The sequence below is a fragment of the Butyrivibrio sp. FC2001 genome (genome assembly GCF_000424125.1).
Taxonomy (GTDB): Bacteria; Bacillota; Clostridia; order Lachnospirales; family Lachnospiraceae; genus Butyrivibrio.
The window spans coordinates 190978-205870 of the sequence record NZ_AUJH01000004.1 but is presented as its reverse complement, the minus strand read 5'-3'; the positions used below and the strand labels follow the sequence as shown (position 1 = coordinate 205870).

General features: G+C 39.4%; 25 protein-coding genes and 1 pseudogene. 8 read left to right on the top strand and 18 right to left on the bottom strand.

Annotation, left to right across the window (positions count from 1 at the left end):
* Window positions 1–74 precede the first annotated feature (74 nt).
* Window positions 75–623: a hypothetical protein gene (locus G601_RS0102950; protein WP_026664429.1), complete on the top strand. Its 549-nt coding sequence runs from the start codon at window positions 75–77 to the stop codon at window positions 621–623.
* On the opposite strand, the gene G601_RS0102945 is transcribed toward G601_RS0102950, so the two are convergent.
* Window positions 620–868 carry a hypothetical protein gene (locus G601_RS0102945; RefSeq protein WP_026664428.1) on the bottom strand — a complete coding sequence of 83 codons (249 nt, stop codon included), beginning with the start codon at window positions 866–868 and terminating at the stop codon, window positions 620–622. The genes G601_RS0102950 and G601_RS0102945 overlap by 4 nt on opposite strands.
* Window positions 869–1180: 312 nt before the next feature.
* On the opposite strand from G601_RS0102945, the gene G601_RS0102940 reads away from it, so the two are divergent.
* The 4 genes from G601_RS0102940 (at window position 1181) to G601_RS0102925 (ending at window position 3169) form a co-directional block, all read left to right on the top strand.
* Complete coding sequence (locus tag G601_RS0102940) at window positions 1181–1750, top strand: hypothetical protein (protein WP_026664427.1); 570 nt, start codon at window positions 1181–1183, stop codon at window positions 1748–1750.
* A gap of 487 nt (window positions 1751–2237) precedes the next feature.
* Complete coding sequence (locus G601_RS0102935; protein ID WP_026664426.1) at window positions 2238–2495, top strand: type II toxin-antitoxin system HicA family toxin; 258 nt, start codon at window positions 2238–2240, stop codon at window positions 2493–2495.
* Window positions 2476–2841 (top strand): type II toxin-antitoxin system HicB family antitoxin, encoded by a 366-nt coding sequence (locus G601_RS0102930; protein WP_026664425.1) that lies wholly within the window; start codon window positions 2476–2478, stop codon window positions 2839–2841. The genes G601_RS0102935 and G601_RS0102930 overlap by 20 nt, the downstream gene beginning before the upstream one ends.
* Before the next feature lie 79 nt (window positions 2842–2920).
* Window positions 2921–3169, top strand: coding sequence for a PF20097 family protein (locus tag G601_RS0102925; RefSeq protein ID WP_026664424.1), 249 nt, complete (start codon window positions 2921–2923; stop codon window positions 3167–3169).
* Window positions 3170–3317: 148 nt separating this feature from the next.
* Here G601_RS0102925 and G601_RS0102920 read toward each other — a convergent pair whose 3' ends face one another.
* The 3 genes from G601_RS0102920 to G601_RS25965 form a co-directional block, all read right to left on the bottom strand.
* Window positions 3318–3950 (bottom strand): L-2-amino-thiazoline-4-carboxylic acid hydrolase, encoded by a 633-nt coding sequence (locus tag G601_RS0102920; protein WP_026664423.1) that lies wholly within the window; start codon window positions 3948–3950, stop codon window positions 3318–3320.
* 54 nt (window positions 3951–4004) lie between these two features.
* Complete coding sequence (locus G601_RS25970; RefSeq protein ID WP_155834440.1) at window positions 4005–4175, bottom strand: hypothetical protein; 171 nt, start codon at window positions 4173–4175, stop codon at window positions 4005–4007.
* A 127-nt stretch (window positions 4176–4302) separates the two neighbouring features.
* Window positions 4303–4539 carry a hypothetical protein gene (locus G601_RS25965; protein ID WP_035790227.1) on the bottom strand — a complete coding sequence of 79 codons (237 nt, stop codon included), beginning with the start codon at window positions 4537–4539 and terminating at the stop codon, window positions 4303–4305.
* Window positions 4540–4903: 364 nt separating this feature from the next.
* On the opposite strand from G601_RS25965, the gene G601_RS0102900 reads away from it, so the two are divergent.
* From G601_RS0102900 to G601_RS25960, 3 genes are all read left to right on the top strand, one after another.
* Window positions 4904–5200, top strand: a complete 297-nt coding sequence (locus G601_RS0102900; protein ID WP_026519436.1) for a DUF6110 family protein — start codon at window positions 4904–4906, stop codon at window positions 5198–5200.
* 31 nt (window positions 5201–5231) lie between these two features.
* Complete coding sequence (locus tag G601_RS0102895) at window positions 5232–7307, top strand: heavy metal translocating P-type ATPase (protein WP_026664422.1); 2076 nt, start codon at window positions 5232–5234, stop codon at window positions 7305–7307.
* A 311-nt stretch (window positions 7308–7618) separates the two neighbouring features.
* A complete protein-coding gene (locus G601_RS25960; protein WP_155834439.1) occupies window positions 7619–7780 on the top strand; it encodes a hypothetical protein in 162 nt (53 codons plus the stop codon).
* A 77-nt stretch (window positions 7781–7857) separates the two neighbouring features.
* Here the strand turns inward: G601_RS25960 and G601_RS21670 are convergent.
* The 14 genes and pseudogenes from G601_RS21670 to G601_RS25620 form a co-directional block, all read right to left on the bottom strand.
* Window positions 7858–8277: pseudogene (locus G601_RS21670) on the bottom strand (fumarylacetoacetate hydrolase family protein); the annotation flags it as partial.
* A 106-nt stretch (window positions 8278–8383) separates the two neighbouring features.
* Window positions 8384–9151 carry a 2-hydroxy-6-oxo-6-phenylhexa-2,4-dienoate hydrolase gene (locus G601_RS0102875; RefSeq protein WP_026664420.1) on the bottom strand — a complete coding sequence of 256 codons (768 nt, stop codon included), beginning with the start codon at window positions 9149–9151 and terminating at the stop codon, window positions 8384–8386.
* Window positions 9152–9168: 17 nt separating this feature from the next.
* Window positions 9169–9504 (bottom strand): hypothetical protein, encoded by a 336-nt coding sequence (locus G601_RS21665; RefSeq protein ID WP_242834368.1) that lies wholly within the window; start codon window positions 9502–9504, stop codon window positions 9169–9171.
* A gap of 4 nt (window positions 9505–9508) precedes the next feature.
* Complete coding sequence (locus G601_RS0102865; protein WP_026664419.1) at window positions 9509–9976, bottom strand: GNAT family N-acetyltransferase; 468 nt, start codon at window positions 9974–9976, stop codon at window positions 9509–9511.
* A gap of 61 nt (window positions 9977–10037) precedes the next feature.
* Entirely contained in the window at window positions 10038–10388 is a 351-nt protein-coding gene (locus G601_RS0102860; RefSeq protein ID WP_026664418.1) for a hypothetical protein, read from the bottom strand.
* Window positions 10389–10417: 29 nt separating this feature from the next.
* Complete coding sequence (locus tag G601_RS0102855) at window positions 10418–10948, bottom strand: flavodoxin domain-containing protein (protein WP_026664417.1); 531 nt, start codon at window positions 10946–10948, stop codon at window positions 10418–10420.
* Complete coding sequence (locus G601_RS0102850; RefSeq protein ID WP_026664416.1) at window positions 10945–11481, bottom strand: GNAT family N-acetyltransferase; 537 nt, start codon at window positions 11479–11481, stop codon at window positions 10945–10947. The genes G601_RS0102855 and G601_RS0102850 overlap by 4 nt, the downstream gene beginning before the upstream one ends.
* Before the next feature lies 1 nt (window position 11482).
* On the bottom strand, window positions 11483–12013 hold the full coding sequence (locus tag G601_RS21660; protein ID WP_051205519.1) for a dTDP-4-dehydrorhamnose 3,5-epimerase family protein: 531 nt from the start codon (window positions 12011–12013) through the stop codon (window positions 11483–11485).
* Window positions 12010–12465 (bottom strand): GNAT family N-acetyltransferase, encoded by a 456-nt coding sequence (locus G601_RS0102840; protein ID WP_026664415.1) that lies wholly within the window; start codon window positions 12463–12465, stop codon window positions 12010–12012. The genes G601_RS21660 and G601_RS0102840 overlap by 4 nt, the downstream gene beginning before the upstream one ends.
* Window positions 12462–12866, bottom strand: coding sequence for a hypothetical protein (locus tag G601_RS0102835; RefSeq protein WP_207638008.1), 405 nt, complete (start codon window positions 12864–12866; stop codon window positions 12462–12464). The genes G601_RS0102840 and G601_RS0102835 overlap by 4 nt, the downstream gene beginning before the upstream one ends.
* A complete protein-coding gene (locus tag G601_RS0102830; RefSeq protein ID WP_026664413.1) occupies window positions 12859–13308 on the bottom strand; it encodes a GNAT family N-acetyltransferase in 450 nt (149 codons plus the stop codon). Before G601_RS0102830 ends, G601_RS0102835 begins: the two co-directional genes overlap by 8 nt.
* Before the next feature lie 49 nt (window positions 13309–13357).
* Window positions 13358–13963, bottom strand: coding sequence for a metallophosphoesterase family protein (locus G601_RS0102825; RefSeq protein ID WP_026664412.1), 606 nt, complete (start codon window positions 13961–13963; stop codon window positions 13358–13360).
* A gap of 46 nt (window positions 13964–14009) precedes the next feature.
* The gene (locus G601_RS24615; protein WP_051205517.1) at window positions 14010–14441 is read right to left on the bottom strand and encodes a GNAT family N-acetyltransferase; all 432 of its coding nucleotides are present in this window, start codon (window positions 14439–14441) and stop codon (window positions 14010–14012) included.
* Window positions 14442–14514: 73 nt separating this feature from the next.
* Window positions 14515–14874 (bottom strand): GNAT family N-acetyltransferase, encoded by a 360-nt coding sequence (locus tag G601_RS25620; protein WP_255346152.1) that lies wholly within the window; start codon window positions 14872–14874, stop codon window positions 14515–14517.
* Between the last annotated feature and the right edge of the window lie 19 nt (window positions 14875–14893).

The window sequence follows — 14893 nt, the reverse complement described above, 5'->3', positions numbered from 1 at the left end:
ATATGATGTTTGTAGAAAACCATATGTTCTGTTTTGTACGAGGTATACTGGAGAAATTGGGGAGGATGTAACGTATGGGTGAAATGGACGATCTTGTAAAGGCTGATTTTTGGGTATCTAAGGCGTTTAATCCAGATCTTCCAGATGAAGAACTGAGACACTGGTTTAAAGAGTTTTCACTTAGAGCTGACAAAATGTTGCTTGATAAGTGGAAGCATCATAATGATGGCAGAATGGCTGAAGTTAAGCAGATACTGTGGGATGTGATTTATGAAAAGGAGCATCCACCAGTTAAAAAGATGACAACAATAGATGTCGAAAGAGATAGCGTTTGCATGCAGGATGATTGCTTGGCGCCTCATTGTAAGAAACTTGAATGTGAAGAAGGTCTTATGCTTTCTAGTTTTATGTATGAACTTCTGGGTTATGTTCCATCTGCAGGTAGTAATACTGTTTGGGATATTTATGCTAACGCAACTTGTACAAATCATAAAGATGCAACAAAGCTTGCAACTATCTATCTTAAGAACGGCTCATTTAACTATGAACTACACGTGCAAGATCTACCGATAAAAGATTTATCCCTAAGTAGTATCTATTGTGCATTAATGAGAAAGATCTAGCATATATCTACATTTGTCCATAACAGTATTTTTTTGTATCCGTGGAGCAGATAGAGGATTCCGGTAAGGAGCATGACCGTGACCGCCATGGTGGAACAACCGTTTAAGATGGCTTCTGGCCTGTCTTTGCCTGCAGTGAAAAGATCGAAGCCGCCTAAGAACATAACAGTGGAAAACCCGCTACTTAACATCAAGCCAATCATCAGGATCAAGTGGACTATTCTCAATGGACCGAACTTTTTCATAGATGTATACCTCTTTGTTTTATGTGCGTTGTAATCTTGCTCCAAGTGGGTTATTTATTGCATTATACAACAAAAACATGAACTATTGCAGGCATTTGCAACACTTGGACAATCCTACATGTTACTTTCATATAAGAGCACACCGGCTTGTTACTATTCACGGTTTATTTTCTGAATAATGAGAGCATTTGCTATAAAGTTTATTATGCTTATTGTCGATAATAGAGATAGCAATGGATGTGCGTGTCTTTTCAATGGATTGAATTCCAATGAGAAGGCACGTTTTTTGTTATGAAGGAGGCGTTTATCTATATGGGAATAGGTGCATTGGCCGTTAACTATTACAATAATCAAAATGTTCACTATGGGTTAAGCGGCACATCAGAAAGAATGGAGACGTCCTTTGGAGATGAAATATCTGGTATGGCGACGTCTTTATCTGAGTCTTCAGATAAAGGTAAAAGAATTGGGATAACTACAGTAGGTGATAGGGGATATATTGCGATGTATGCAGATTCTTCTACTGAAGAGGATCCTGTTGTAAAAGTGGGAAAATATGAAGTTCGAATAAATGACGTTAATCCCAAAAACGCGACAAGTTTGGAGATGTTCGCATTACTGTCCTATATGGATGATAAAGGACTGACAGATAACCATGGAATGAGCTCTTATAGCAAAATGAAAGCGTATTCAAGTCAGGCTGAATATAACGGATTTGTTAGCGGACTAGAAGATAAAAATCTTGTGTGGAGTGAAAAAAGGGATTGGATTTCGATTCTTAATAATGCAAAAGAGACTTTTTTAAATATACCGGAAACATATAGACAGGCATTAAATATCGACAAAATGGTGTTTTCGCTTTTAGAAAAACGTGTTAAATAAGGTAAGGCATCATTATTGGGCGGAGTTATGCTCCGCCTAATAGCTCTGCTACAGTATATGGCTCTCCGGAGGTCAGTCTTATAAGGGCAGCAAATTCACCGACACCATTTCTTGCACAGGTCTCAAGATAAGTCCTGATATCTGCAAAATATGATGCGTATTCGATGCTCTGGAACTGACCGGAGACCTTGTCTTTAGTCTTTACAAATCTAAGCGACCTTTCGCTGAGATTGTTTGTCGTTGGGATGGAGAAATCCTTAACCCAGTCAAAGTAATTGCTCTTGTATTCTCTGATTCTGTTGAGAAGAGCGTTCTCATCACTCTCATAATAATGTCCCAGATCAGTAATGTACTCTTTATACCGGCTTTACTCCAGGCATTTTTATTGGACATATAAAAAATTAAAATACTCTTATGGATTTATGGTTTGAGTAGTATCTTGACACCATATATGACACCAAATATAATATTTATAGGAGTACATTAAATGTCAAAATGGGATAAGCTGTTAGCCAAAATACTCTCATTATCAAAAGATCTTCGTTTTGAAGAACTTCGCAAAGTATTAGAGAGCTACGGATACGAAATGTATGCTCCCAAAAGCGGGAGCAGCCATTACACATTCAGGAAGACCGGCTGTCAACCAATTACGATACCTAAGCACGAGCCGATAAAGAAGATATATGTTGAAATGGTTCGGCAGGTTGTAGAAAGCGAGGCAGAAAATGAAGAAAACATTGAATGATTATTTAAAAATGAATTATAGAATGGAAATCATTACAGATAATGAAGAAGGTGGCTATGTCGCTTCATTCCCTGATCTTCCAGGCTGCATTACGACCGGTGAAACAGTCGAGCAGACAGTAGCTAATGCCATAGATGCCAAAAAAGCATGGCTGGAAGCTGCTATAGAGAGCGGAATAGAAATACATGAGCCGGATAGCCTTGATGACTATTCCGGACAGTTTAAGCTAAGAATGCCCCGTAGTTTGCATCGTTCACTTGCTGAGCACTCAAAAAAGGAAGGCATCAGCATGAACCAATATTGTGTTTATCTTCTATCCAAGAACGATGCAATTTATGGAAAATAGCTTTATATATTTCGCTATTATCATCATTTATCACATTCATGCAAAGGATTATCCTATACTTACAGGAGGAATATAAACAATGATTTGTCCAAAATGTGGTAAAGAGATGGAAAATGGTCTGATTGGAGTGAGTGCCTATAACAGAGGCATGCCAGCTATATTCTGGGCGCCAAAGCAGGTTTTCAATAGGCTGATTCCCAATATGCTGACGGTGAAGCAGGCTGTTAAAGAAGGCGGGGTACACATCCCGATCAGGAATGGTTTTACAAGTTCAAGAAATAACGGATATGTCTGCAAAGACTGTCATTGTGTACTGATAGATTTTTAAAAGACTTCAACTTCTTTATTATTTCCGCTAAAATGTCAAATTAAGCAAGCCAGATTTCTGGCTTGCTTTTTTCCTTAAACTTGAGCTGTAGTCCTTCAACGTCTTAGTGTATATTGTTTGTCTGTATTTTGTACACTCTGTAGCTGCATCAGTTTTTCTTTTTATATCCACAGTCACAATACGGTCCTCCGGATGCAAGCGTATATTCTCTAACAAAGATTGTAGCACCTCCAAACTCGCTCATGGTGTAGTCCAGATGGCACATAGCTTGAACAAGCTCAAACATACCATATTCCTTCATTAGAGTACAGATGCCACACTTTGAGAACCTCGCCTCGTATCCGCTTCCGTCCTCATAGGGCAGATATTCCATATTCCAGGAATAAGGATTTCTGTCAGCTGCATTTAGAGCAGCCGTCTGTTTCATTCCTTCAATATCTTTATCTGTGAACTTCTGCTTTCCTCCCATTTTGCAGAATGCTTTGGTCACAAAGTTCGTCATGGCGTGCTCATAGTATCTGGTCGCCTCGGTAACCGTTGGTTTCCTATTAATGCCAAGAAATACCGATATCAGAATGGCACAATTAATGATATTTGCCTTGAATCTGTCGCCTTTTTCAAATTCAGGAAGCTTACCAATAATTTCCCTATATTTCGGCTTAGCTTTTGCCATGATCTGTTTTGCTTCTTCGTGGCTTTTCTTAAGATCATTTACAAGTGCCATTTGAAAAGATTTTCTGTATAAGAACCACATGACCACTGGCATTCCACTATACTTCATTTCACTGATTCCTCCTTAAAGGCTACCCTAATGATCTGCATGTTCACATACCTGTCACAGAACAAGATCATCATCCAACACGTTGCATATACGCTCAGCTTCCTCGTCCTTGAAAAGCTCAGGGAAATGCTCTGAACATACCTTCCTTCCGTAAAGCGGAATAATCAGTGTCTCCTGAACTGTATTTTTCTCAATGTGGTATTTTTTTGATACGACTTGCTCCATACCATTTTCCTCACTTTTATTTTGACTTGAATTTTCTTTTCATTTCGATTCCCTTTTACAGAGCATTCTAATCCCTTTTACAAGCTTTTCGGGATAAAACGGTGCAAGTCCTCCGTGTCCAACTCCATTAAATCTTACAAAGCGTGTACCAGGAAATACCTTCTTGATATATACAATGTCCCATTTCCTGTGCACCTAGCCAACTCTCCAGCTCCTTAGCTATCTCTTCAACACTCGTAAAGTTGCTTGTTATTTCAGGATCATATCCCGGAAGTGCCGGAATGATAAGATGATAGTCTTTTCCCAATAGCGGAATCACATATTTGAAGTAATCCCACATCACCACTGCGGGGTGGATTAACATTATTACTTTTTCATTTTCTTTTCCGAATTCATGGTAGGTTATAGATTATTCCTTTTTGTACCCGGTAATAATTGCTAATATCATGCATATTACTGCCGCCCATGCAAAAAACTTATGATAATTCATAAAGACCTCCTTTATTTTTGAGACATTTTTCAACACCAATCAGTGATGAATAATCGTATACAACAATATGTTAGCATTTGCTAACCCTAAAGCAAAGACATAATTGCAATTTTTATGCATATCCATGTCACCACATTGTTGATAAAAATTCTCACTCGTTAGCTGCCTCTACACTCCCTATGTTGTTTTATAATTATTGCAATAAGGCCTAAAGGCCATAAACTTAGGAGGACTATTTATGATTAATTGGAGCACAATAGGAAAAGTGGCATGTGGTTTCGCACTTGGTACAGCAGGAGTTAAGCTTCTCTCCAGCAAGGATGCTAAGAAATGCTACACACATATAACTGCTGCAGCATACAGATGCAAGGATACATGCCTTGAGACCTACACTAACATCAAGGAAAACTGTCAGGACATCAGTGCTGATGCAAAAGAAATCAACGAGAAAAGATATGCTGATGAGAGAGCCAAAGAAATAGAGGATGCAAAAGCTGTTCTCGCTAATGCCGAGGCAGAAGCTGCTAATGCATAACATATAAGTAAGCTCGGATGAAAGGCATACTATGAATTGTAAAATATTGCACGAAAATGGGGGACGTATGCGCGTACACATAACTGTACGCCATATGTCTTCTTTTGAAGCTGATAAAATCCAGTATTACCTGTCTTCGCTTACCTTTGTAAAAAAAGCTGAAGTTAATGAACGTACTTCAAATGCCATAGTTTTCTATGACTCTTCCTGCAGGAATGACCTGATACAGGCATTTTCTGAATATAGTGAGAGAACAGAGATTACTGTGCCCGAACATACAGGCAGAGAACTCCGTATCGAATACGAAGACAGGATGTTCTTCCATATTGCAGGCAAGCTTGTCCGCAGATTCATCATCCCATTGCAGATAAGAAGGGTGATCATATACCTAAAGGCAATTCCTTACATTATTAAGGGACTTAAGTGCCTACTCTCCGGAAAGCTTGAGGTAAGTGTTCTTGATGCAACCAGCATTGCGGTATCATTGCTTAGAGGCGATCATGCAACAGCAAGCAATGTAATGTTCCTCCTTGAAATGGGTGAGATGATGGAGGACTGGACTCACAAAAAGTCCGTAGATGACCTGGCAAGGGCTATGTCCCTGAATGTAGACAAGATATGGATGCTTACTTCTGACGGCCAGGAGGTCCTTTCAAATATCTCTGACATAAAAGAGAATGACAGGATAGTTGTCAGAACCGGCACCATGATCCCACTTGACGGTATTGTACTAAGCGGTGATGCTTCCGTAAATCAGGCAGCCATGACTGGTGAATCCGAGCCTGTGCACAAAACAGAAGGTTCTCTTGTATACGCCGGTACTGTTATTGACGAAGGTGAGCTTGTCATAACCGTACAGAAGGCACAGGGTCAGGGACGATATGACAGGATCGTAGCCATGATAGAGGATTCCGAAAAGCTCAAATCCGAATCAGAAGCAAAGGCTGCTCACCTGGCTGACAGACTTGTTCCCTATACTTTTGGTGCCACACTCCTCACCTGGCTATTTACCAGAAATGCTACCAAGGCCACTTCAATCCTTATGGTGGACTTTTGCTGCGCATTAAAGCTTGCCATGCCTATTTCAGTGCTCTCAGCAATGAGAGAAGCAGGCGATCACAAGATATCCGTAAAAGGCGGCAAATTCATGGAGGCTGTGGCTGAAGCAAAAACAATAGTCTTCGACAAAACAGGAACTCTGACTCATGCTACTCCTAAAGTCGCCAAGGTTGTTACTTTTGGTGATAACGACGAAGATGAGATGCTTCGCCTGGCTGCATGCCTTGAGGAGCACTACCCTCACTCCATTGCCAATGCCGTAGTAAAGGCCGCAGAAGTCAAAGGACTTACTCATGAAGAGAAGCACACCAGAGCAGCCTATATCGTTGCACATGGAATTTCCAGTACGATTGATGGAAAGAAGGTATGTATAGGCAGTCATCACTACATTTTTGAGGACGAAAAGTGTATTGTTCCAAGTGGATTCACTGACAGGTTCGATTCTCTTCCACCTGAGTATTCGCACCTGTATATGGCTATCGGTGAAGAGCTCGCTGCAGTAATACTTATTGAGGATCCACTTAGAGATGAGGCTCCTTCAGTAATAAGAAAATTGAAAGAGGTTGGTTTCGAAAATGTAGTTATGATGACCGGAGACAGTGACAGGACTGCCAAGTCAGTTGCAGAAAAGACCGGCGTAACCAGATATTTCTCTGAAGTTCTTCCTGAAGACAAGGCTGAATTCATAAGAAAAGAACATGAAGCCGGCAGAAAAGTAATCATGATCGGTGATGGCATAAATGACTCACCTGCTCTCTCCGAAGCCGATGCCGGAATCGCGGTAAGCACCGGCGCTTCTATAGCAAGAGAGATTGCAGATATAACCATCTCCTCTGATGATCTCGGAGCTCTTTTAACGCTTAGAAGTCTCAGCACAGAGCTTATGCGAAGGATCAACCTGAACTACAATTCCATTATCGGGTTTAATTCCTTCCTTATAATCATGGGTATGTTGGGTATCTTCACCCCCACTACTACAGCATTCCTTCACAACGCATCTACCATAGCTCTCAGCATGAAGAGCATGACAAATCTATTGGATGAATAATTGACAAGACCGGAACAGCAATGTACTATTGCTATTCCGGTCCATTGTTTTTCATGCACTTTCCCTCCATCAGGAATCTTCACGTAGTTTAATGAATTAGTGGGGATGAAAAGTGTAACTACACGTCGAATGCCACAAAGCAAATAAGGTCAAGTAGCCTAAATTGCCATTCGGGCAATAACTACGCGAAAAATGGTCAAACAGGGATTTCTCGCGTAGTAAATGAACACCTAAAAGCAATCGACTACGTGAAAATAGCTTAGGAATAGATAAGACTCGTAGGAAAAAGCTAATACTAAGGCAGAAACTACTTGATAAATACTAAAACCCAGGCTGGGACAAGTAGAAAAGACAATATTGCTGCTAAATCCTACGCGAAAAAAGCTGAAAGTAAGAATTTTTCAAGTAATAACGACCTTCCGGGAATGTTTCCCAGAAGAGTTATAGATGGAAATAATCTCTATATCAGATAATTAAAGGCAGGAGAGATAGGTTTCTCTTGCCTTTTTTTAGGTATAATATTGGCACGCAAGGCGTGGCTTGTTTCTGTTTAATAATCCGATTCAGCCTTCCCCACTACATTTTGCAGGACGCCTATTCTTTCAATCTCACAGCGTACTATATCCCCCGGTTTCAGAAAACATGGCGGATTCATACCCATGGCAACTCCACCTGGCGTACCAGTCGCTATTATTGTTCCTGCTTTCAATGTCATCCCCTGAGAAAGTTCGGATATCGCATCATGTATGCTGGTTATCATCAGGGACGTATTACTGCTCTGTCTCTTTTCATCATTTACAAAGCATTCTATTTTAAGACTCTGTGGATCTCCGATTTCATCTGCCGTAACTATACATGGCCCCATGGGAGTGTATCCATCAAGGCTCTTCCCCAGATACCACTGCTGATGTTTAAGCTGAACATTCCTTGCACTTACATCGTTGATGATCGTATAGCCCAGGATATATTCATCAGCTTATTCAGGTAAAATGCGAAATGCATCCTTCTTTAGTCTCTACTGCAACATATTCTTTTCCATCATTCTCTATAGTGTAAAGCCTCATCTTCCTCTCCTGTCATACCGGCATTTCCATGAATTCATCAATAACTTTCAAAACCGGAAGTGTGTATTTCTCCTCTCCCAAAAGCCATTGTTCATGCTGCATGTCAAACTCCCTTATATCAGGATCCCTGAAGTATTTCTTATATCTCTTAAGGTACTTTTCTCCCATTTTATTTGCATAGATAAAATGGGCCCTTGTATGCTCGACATGAATATCCTCATTAAGATATGTCAGCAGATCTGTATAATACTCATTTTTTATGGATTGTGGGCTGAACTTTGCAAAGCACTCCATGAACTTATCTGCGACTTCATCACTCATCAAAAATGTATTCTTAAGCAGGTCTCTGGTCTTTTTTCGTTTTTTCTCATTCTTCGTAAAGCTTGTTAAAAGAGGAACTACAAGCTTGGACTGAAGCCATGCGGCCAGTCTCCCACTCTGATCAAGGTCAGGGCTTCCGAATATCCCATGATCAAGATGTACTCGCTCTCTCTGAATAAGCTGACCAACAAAGCTCGATCCAAGAGAAGAACCGATAGCACCATCAATTCTGCCATGATGTTTATCAATGATATATTTCTCAATCTTTTCTGTTACTGTGATCATATCAGGAAAAATATCCTCGCCTCCATCAAATCCATCGTAGTTGACACAGATAAGATGATATTTTTCTGAAAGCCTTTCTATCACGCTTCCGAAATTTGTCTGCCAGTCACAGCATGTCCCAGGAAGAAGCATAAGCGTCTTACCATCCATATTCCCCATCTCTTCATAAGTCATAGGCCATTCCTCACATTCTAGTTAGTTCCAGCTAACACAATAATATCACAATTAGCGCAAAATGAAAGAGCCTGCCAAGTAGTAATATACTTAGCAAGCCCTTCTGTTAACTTGCGATTCAACTTGTCTTTTTCCAAAAATAGAATCGCACCGCCAACAATTAGTCCATTGTCCGTGAGCTTATACAAGTGATTTGTTCTGGCCATCTTTGTGTGATAAGAAACAGACATATAACCAGGTGGCCCACCAGCTGAAGGTGCTCCAACCTGAACATCGCTATCAAAGGCTCTTTTAGATATTCCATTAAGTGTCAAAGAATCAGAAGTGCTTGCTTTTACAAATTGTAGGCTCATATCTTTACCCTCTTCTTTTCATCATCAGATAGCAGTTAATCCCATTTTTATAAAAATCAGTTAGTTCTCCAACACACTTATATCCCAGATTTTCATATAATTTCTTTGCTCTCGGGTTAAAATCATCTACAGTCAAAAAGTATTTTGCTGAAGGAGAATCAGAAGAATTATCTTCAAAATACTTCATCAGCTGTCTACCGATACCATAACTCCTGTATTCTTCCTTTACTGCAACAATATGAAGATAAGGGCAGCTTCCAAAAACGCCATTTGTCATGTAGTAAATAAATCCTAAACATTTCTCATTTTCATCCAGTGCTACATATACGTTTTTTTGTCCCACTGCATATGTAAGCATATTAGTTGCCTTTTCATGATCGCTAAAATACGCCTTTCCCAAATCAGATTTTTGCAAAATATCTATGCAGCTATCAATATTTTTCATATCTGCAAGTTGAATATGAATATCCATTTTTCTCTTACGCTCTTCACACATGAAACTTTACCTCCGGCACCTTCGTCAAAATCGAAAACTATCTATAATATAAAATCTCGCATTCGCCTTCATCGGTAAAAGTTTCAATCTCATATGTAAGAACCCCATCGGCGTAGATTTCCTGATAGATCATATCTAATTCTGCTGTTTTTCCTTTTACGGCAATCCATCCTGAATTCGGCAAAACCACAGAACAGTTTGCATTATCTATGTCGCCGGATTTAAGCCCGATGACATATTCAATCGTATCAGTTGTCCAGTTATAGCCTAAACCCCTAAGCTTTTCTCTTCCATATTTTTTGGAAAATTCATCCCAAAAAGCACCGATCGTTTCATATTGCCGATCGTCTTTTGTTGAAAACACCTTACTGATTCCATTAAAAACCATACGACCCTCTCCAACTTTTGATTTGCTCCTTAGCGCGATATACCAATATAATCCAATATGGGGTCTAGATATGCCCTGTCCGTCCAATCACATTTCTGCCCTACCGCACACATTAAAGCTTTCTCCCAGGGTTCATATTCCTCCGGATTCTTTTTTGCCACCGCCTTCTGTAACATTCTGCAAAGCGTCCGGTCCTTGAAAGTCATCTCATTTTCATTCCAAGCTCCACGACAGTAGAAACAGGGAATGCCTTCCAGCGCACCTTTCATGTTATGAGCTACCACAGCCTCATACGCTTCCTGGTCAAAAGGGGATGCCCCACAGCAGAAAACTATCAATTTCTTACCTTTCAGTTTTTCTATGTTCTTCTTCAAAAAAGAAAGTCCCGCAATCCCGGAAGCATAGATTCCACCACCGAGAATGATCACATCATATCCCGATATCACCCCGATATCTGATTTATCAGTTTCAATGTATGAAAACCCGGTTCTTTCCGAAAGCCACTCCGCATACTTTCTGGTCGCCCCGTATTTTGATTTGTATAAGATAATCCCACTCATTCGAAATATTCCTTCCGTTGCGCCAAATAAAATCGATATAATTCTTCGTTCGCATCGTTGATATCTTTGTACATTTTTTTCTCTGTAAATGAAAAGCCTACACTTTCTATCGTTTTCCAAGACGGGACATTATCCTCACGTATAGTGGCAATTATCTCATTTTCATCATAATGCTCGAAGAAATAAGAAATATACGCCTTTATTGCTTCTGAAGCGTATCCATTATTTCGAAAATCTGCTCCGATAAAATAAGTAATGCCCACTTTCTGCAAATCCTCATAATATGAACATCCGACAGATCCGATAGTCGAGCCTGTTCTTTTATCTTCAATCACATAAGCAAGATAAGATTTTCGAGGATTGTCCTCTCGCGCCAGATTTTGCGCTTCTATAATCCAGTCATCCATCCAGGAACTAGAATCTTTGTCAAAGCCTACATCATTAAGGCTCCCATCAGAAGCCATATGAATGAACGTCTCTCCGTCCGTCAGTGCTATATCTCTGATTATCAATCTATCAGTTTCTATTAACATATCACTCTCCTACAACTCCCCTTTCTGAAACAAAAGAAGCGCTTAAATCATAATCCGAGATTTCGGAAATGGGTACGGGCATTTTAAGACCGATTTTGGAATCCATGTAATTAATATGTTTTGAATAAGCATCGTTGCCACTTCTGTCCACAGCATAAAGCTGTATCGTATCATTTTTCAATGAAATAAAAGCATGCCCAAAACCTGCAGGAATCAGTACTGCCAGTGCATTTTCTTCTGACAGTTCAAATGACTCCCATTGAAGATAGGTTGAGGAGTCTTTTCTCAAATCAATAACGTAATCCATACCTCTGCCTTTTATGACTGTCACAAACTTCGTCATTGGGCTACTCTCTTCTCTGTAGTGAATTCCAAAAAAAGTTCCTTCTTTGGGCATGCTATAGATTCTTGTCTCCCGAGCATTGAAACAGGCAGTGTTTTCATCAAAAACATATTCCAGAGATCCACGGTTATCAACACGCGAATGGAGCCTATATATTTTTACTTTTCCAAATATTTCTTTTATCATCATATCCGCCTCAATATAAATCTGTATACTTTAACACTTCCATCCATTTCTTCAGACTGGATATCAAAGCCGCATCTTTCTGTATAGAATTTTACATTTTGACTTTTGTCCACAGGAGTTACTAGTGTAAATGTCTTCCAATCAGAATAATGTGTTATTGCAAATCGCATTGCAGTCGTTCCTATTCCTCTTCCCTGAAACTCAGGAATTACACATAAACATCCGACTTCATAATTACCCGCTTCCAGCTCCCTGCATGAAATGACGCCAACCGGTTTACTTTCATTAAGAATTATGAATTTGGGATAATCAATTATTGACTGCTCCATCTCTTCTTTTGTCCTTCCATACGCCGGACATTCGCCATATTTTACGTAGTCATCATTAAAAGCAGCGTCATATATATCCCTCACCAACTCTGCATCAGCCACCTCAGCATTTCTGAACTCAATCATTTTTTATTACCCTTCTTATTTCTATACCCATCCATCCCGGATATCATCACATTCAGTGATATCTCAAAGCTCTCTTTCTGTAATGATGTACAGCAGGTCATATCGTTTTCACCTGCAAAGAAATATATGGGTATGTCTATATTTTGAATCTCTTCAAAAGCATTGAATAGCCGCGATTCATTAGAAACCGCATATTTTCCGGAAACTATCTTTCCCCGCCAGATGTTGATTCGCTCACCTAGTGTGTAAGCCTTTATCCGAAGGCTCGGAAAGAATAAATCCGTTATTACATTATCCATATCGGATGTTGTTCCGACTCCGAGAGAGTGCATGGCCTCGTCGCGGAGGCTGGAATTAGTATATTTTCGGTAATCCTCTTCTGAGTCCTTTTCATCACTCACATTTCTTAATATAATAAATGAATTCATTATCCCGACTCACTTCCACATATCCCAGCTTGGTATAAAAGGCGTTTGTTCTGACATTCCAAATGGGCGTATCTAATACAAATTCCTTTACATCTGAAAACATTGTCTCAATTTCCTGCATCATGTAGACTCCATAGCCTTTGCGATAATGCTCCGGGCTTACAAAGATCCTTCCGATGTTCAACTTGTCTTTTTCCAAAAATAGAATCGCACCGCCAACAATTAGTCCATTGTCCGTGAGCTTATACAAGTGATTTGTTCTGGCCATCTTTGTGTGATAAGAAACAGACATATATCCAGGTGGCCCACCAGCTGAAGGTGCTCCAACCTGAACATCGCTATCAAAGGCTCTTTTAGATATTCCATTAAGTGTCAAAGCATCAGAAGTGCTTGCTTTTACAAATTGTAGGCTCATATCTTTACCCTCTTTTTTCTATACCCATCCATGCCGGATATCATCACATTCATAGTGTTATGTGCTCAAAACTAATTGAATCGTCGTTTGCGTTTATCAAAAGGTAAGAAGCTCCTTCCAAGCCGGTAGCAGAAACAGAAACCACATTCCCTTTTACGAAGTTCTGATGACAATGGCCAAGCACAAAGAGATCATATTTTTTGACATCATCTCTTTCGCAGGCTTTATCAAATTCGCCATTTTTTAAGCTTGATAATGGCAAAAAAGGATATGCCTCATCATGATCCAAAAATAAGAAGTGGGAAAAGCAGATTTTATGACCATTACATTCTTTTTCGTAGAGCAATGGCATCTGCCTGATAAACTGCATTTGGTCATCTGTGAGTTTTTCCCTTATTCCGTCATAATAGGGTCTCAAATATTCCACATCAGGATCAATATCCACTCCATGCTCAGCATAGAGCTCACAGTTTCCTTTTATACAAAGTATTTCGTTGTCTTTTAGTAGTTCCAGGCATTCTATTTCTTCGTTCCCACGCTGAAAAATATCTCCCAGGAATACTGTCAGGTCTGCATTTTGTTCTTTTATTTGTTCAAGTACTTCTTTTAAAGCATTAAGGTTCCCATGTACATCTGAGAATACTACTATTTTCACATCTAGATCCTCCCTTTTCTCTTATCTTCCCCCTACAAACTTGAATTTATTCACAATACATACAAATAGTTCCTTGTGACAGTTTAAAACCATTATTTTCATAGAATTTGGAAGCAGGGGCATATTCACTAGTATAAAGGACAACCCCAGCACATCCTGTTTCCTTACTATAATCTAATAGCGTCTTCAGTAATTGCCTACCAATACCTTGGCCCTGTCTTTCAGGTAAAACTGCCATTTCGTTAATATATATTTCTTTTTTACTTCCTGATATCTTACATAATGCAAATAAACATCCAATTACCACGTCATCTTCTTCATACACATATCCTACAAATCTTTTCTGCTCGTAATAATCCAACAAATATTCTTTAGCATTATCAGGGTTCCAATCAATCCCCCAATATTCTATAGGAAACGCCTTAGCATATATCACTCCACACTGTTGCAAATCTTCCTCTTTCATTTTTCTTATCATAAAAATCACCCCGTGTGTTTCAAAAAACTAGAATTGTGTTATTTTTAAATTAAATGCAAATTTGTATTAGTGTTTAAAGATAAGTTTCTATAGTTTTCATTTTTTCAGCGAAACCAGCTCTTTCATAGAACTCCATGCCTCGCGTATTTTGTGGGAAAACCTGAGTCCTCATGAAATCTGCGCCTTTATCTTTTCCATAATTCTTACATGCATCAATAAGTTTTGATCCTATCCCCTTACTGCGCATTTCTTCTGCGACATCAATATCTTGCAAATAAAGAACTCTTTCATCTTTCAAACAAGGAACCTTTTTTTGTTCAAGAATCATAACATGGGCAAATCCAATAATACTTCTGTCTTCTTCCGCAACAATAATGTCTTGATGCTCACTGTCGAAAATAGTATTAAAGAATTCTTCATCACGATTTCCAATAACAAATATTTCCCTCTTT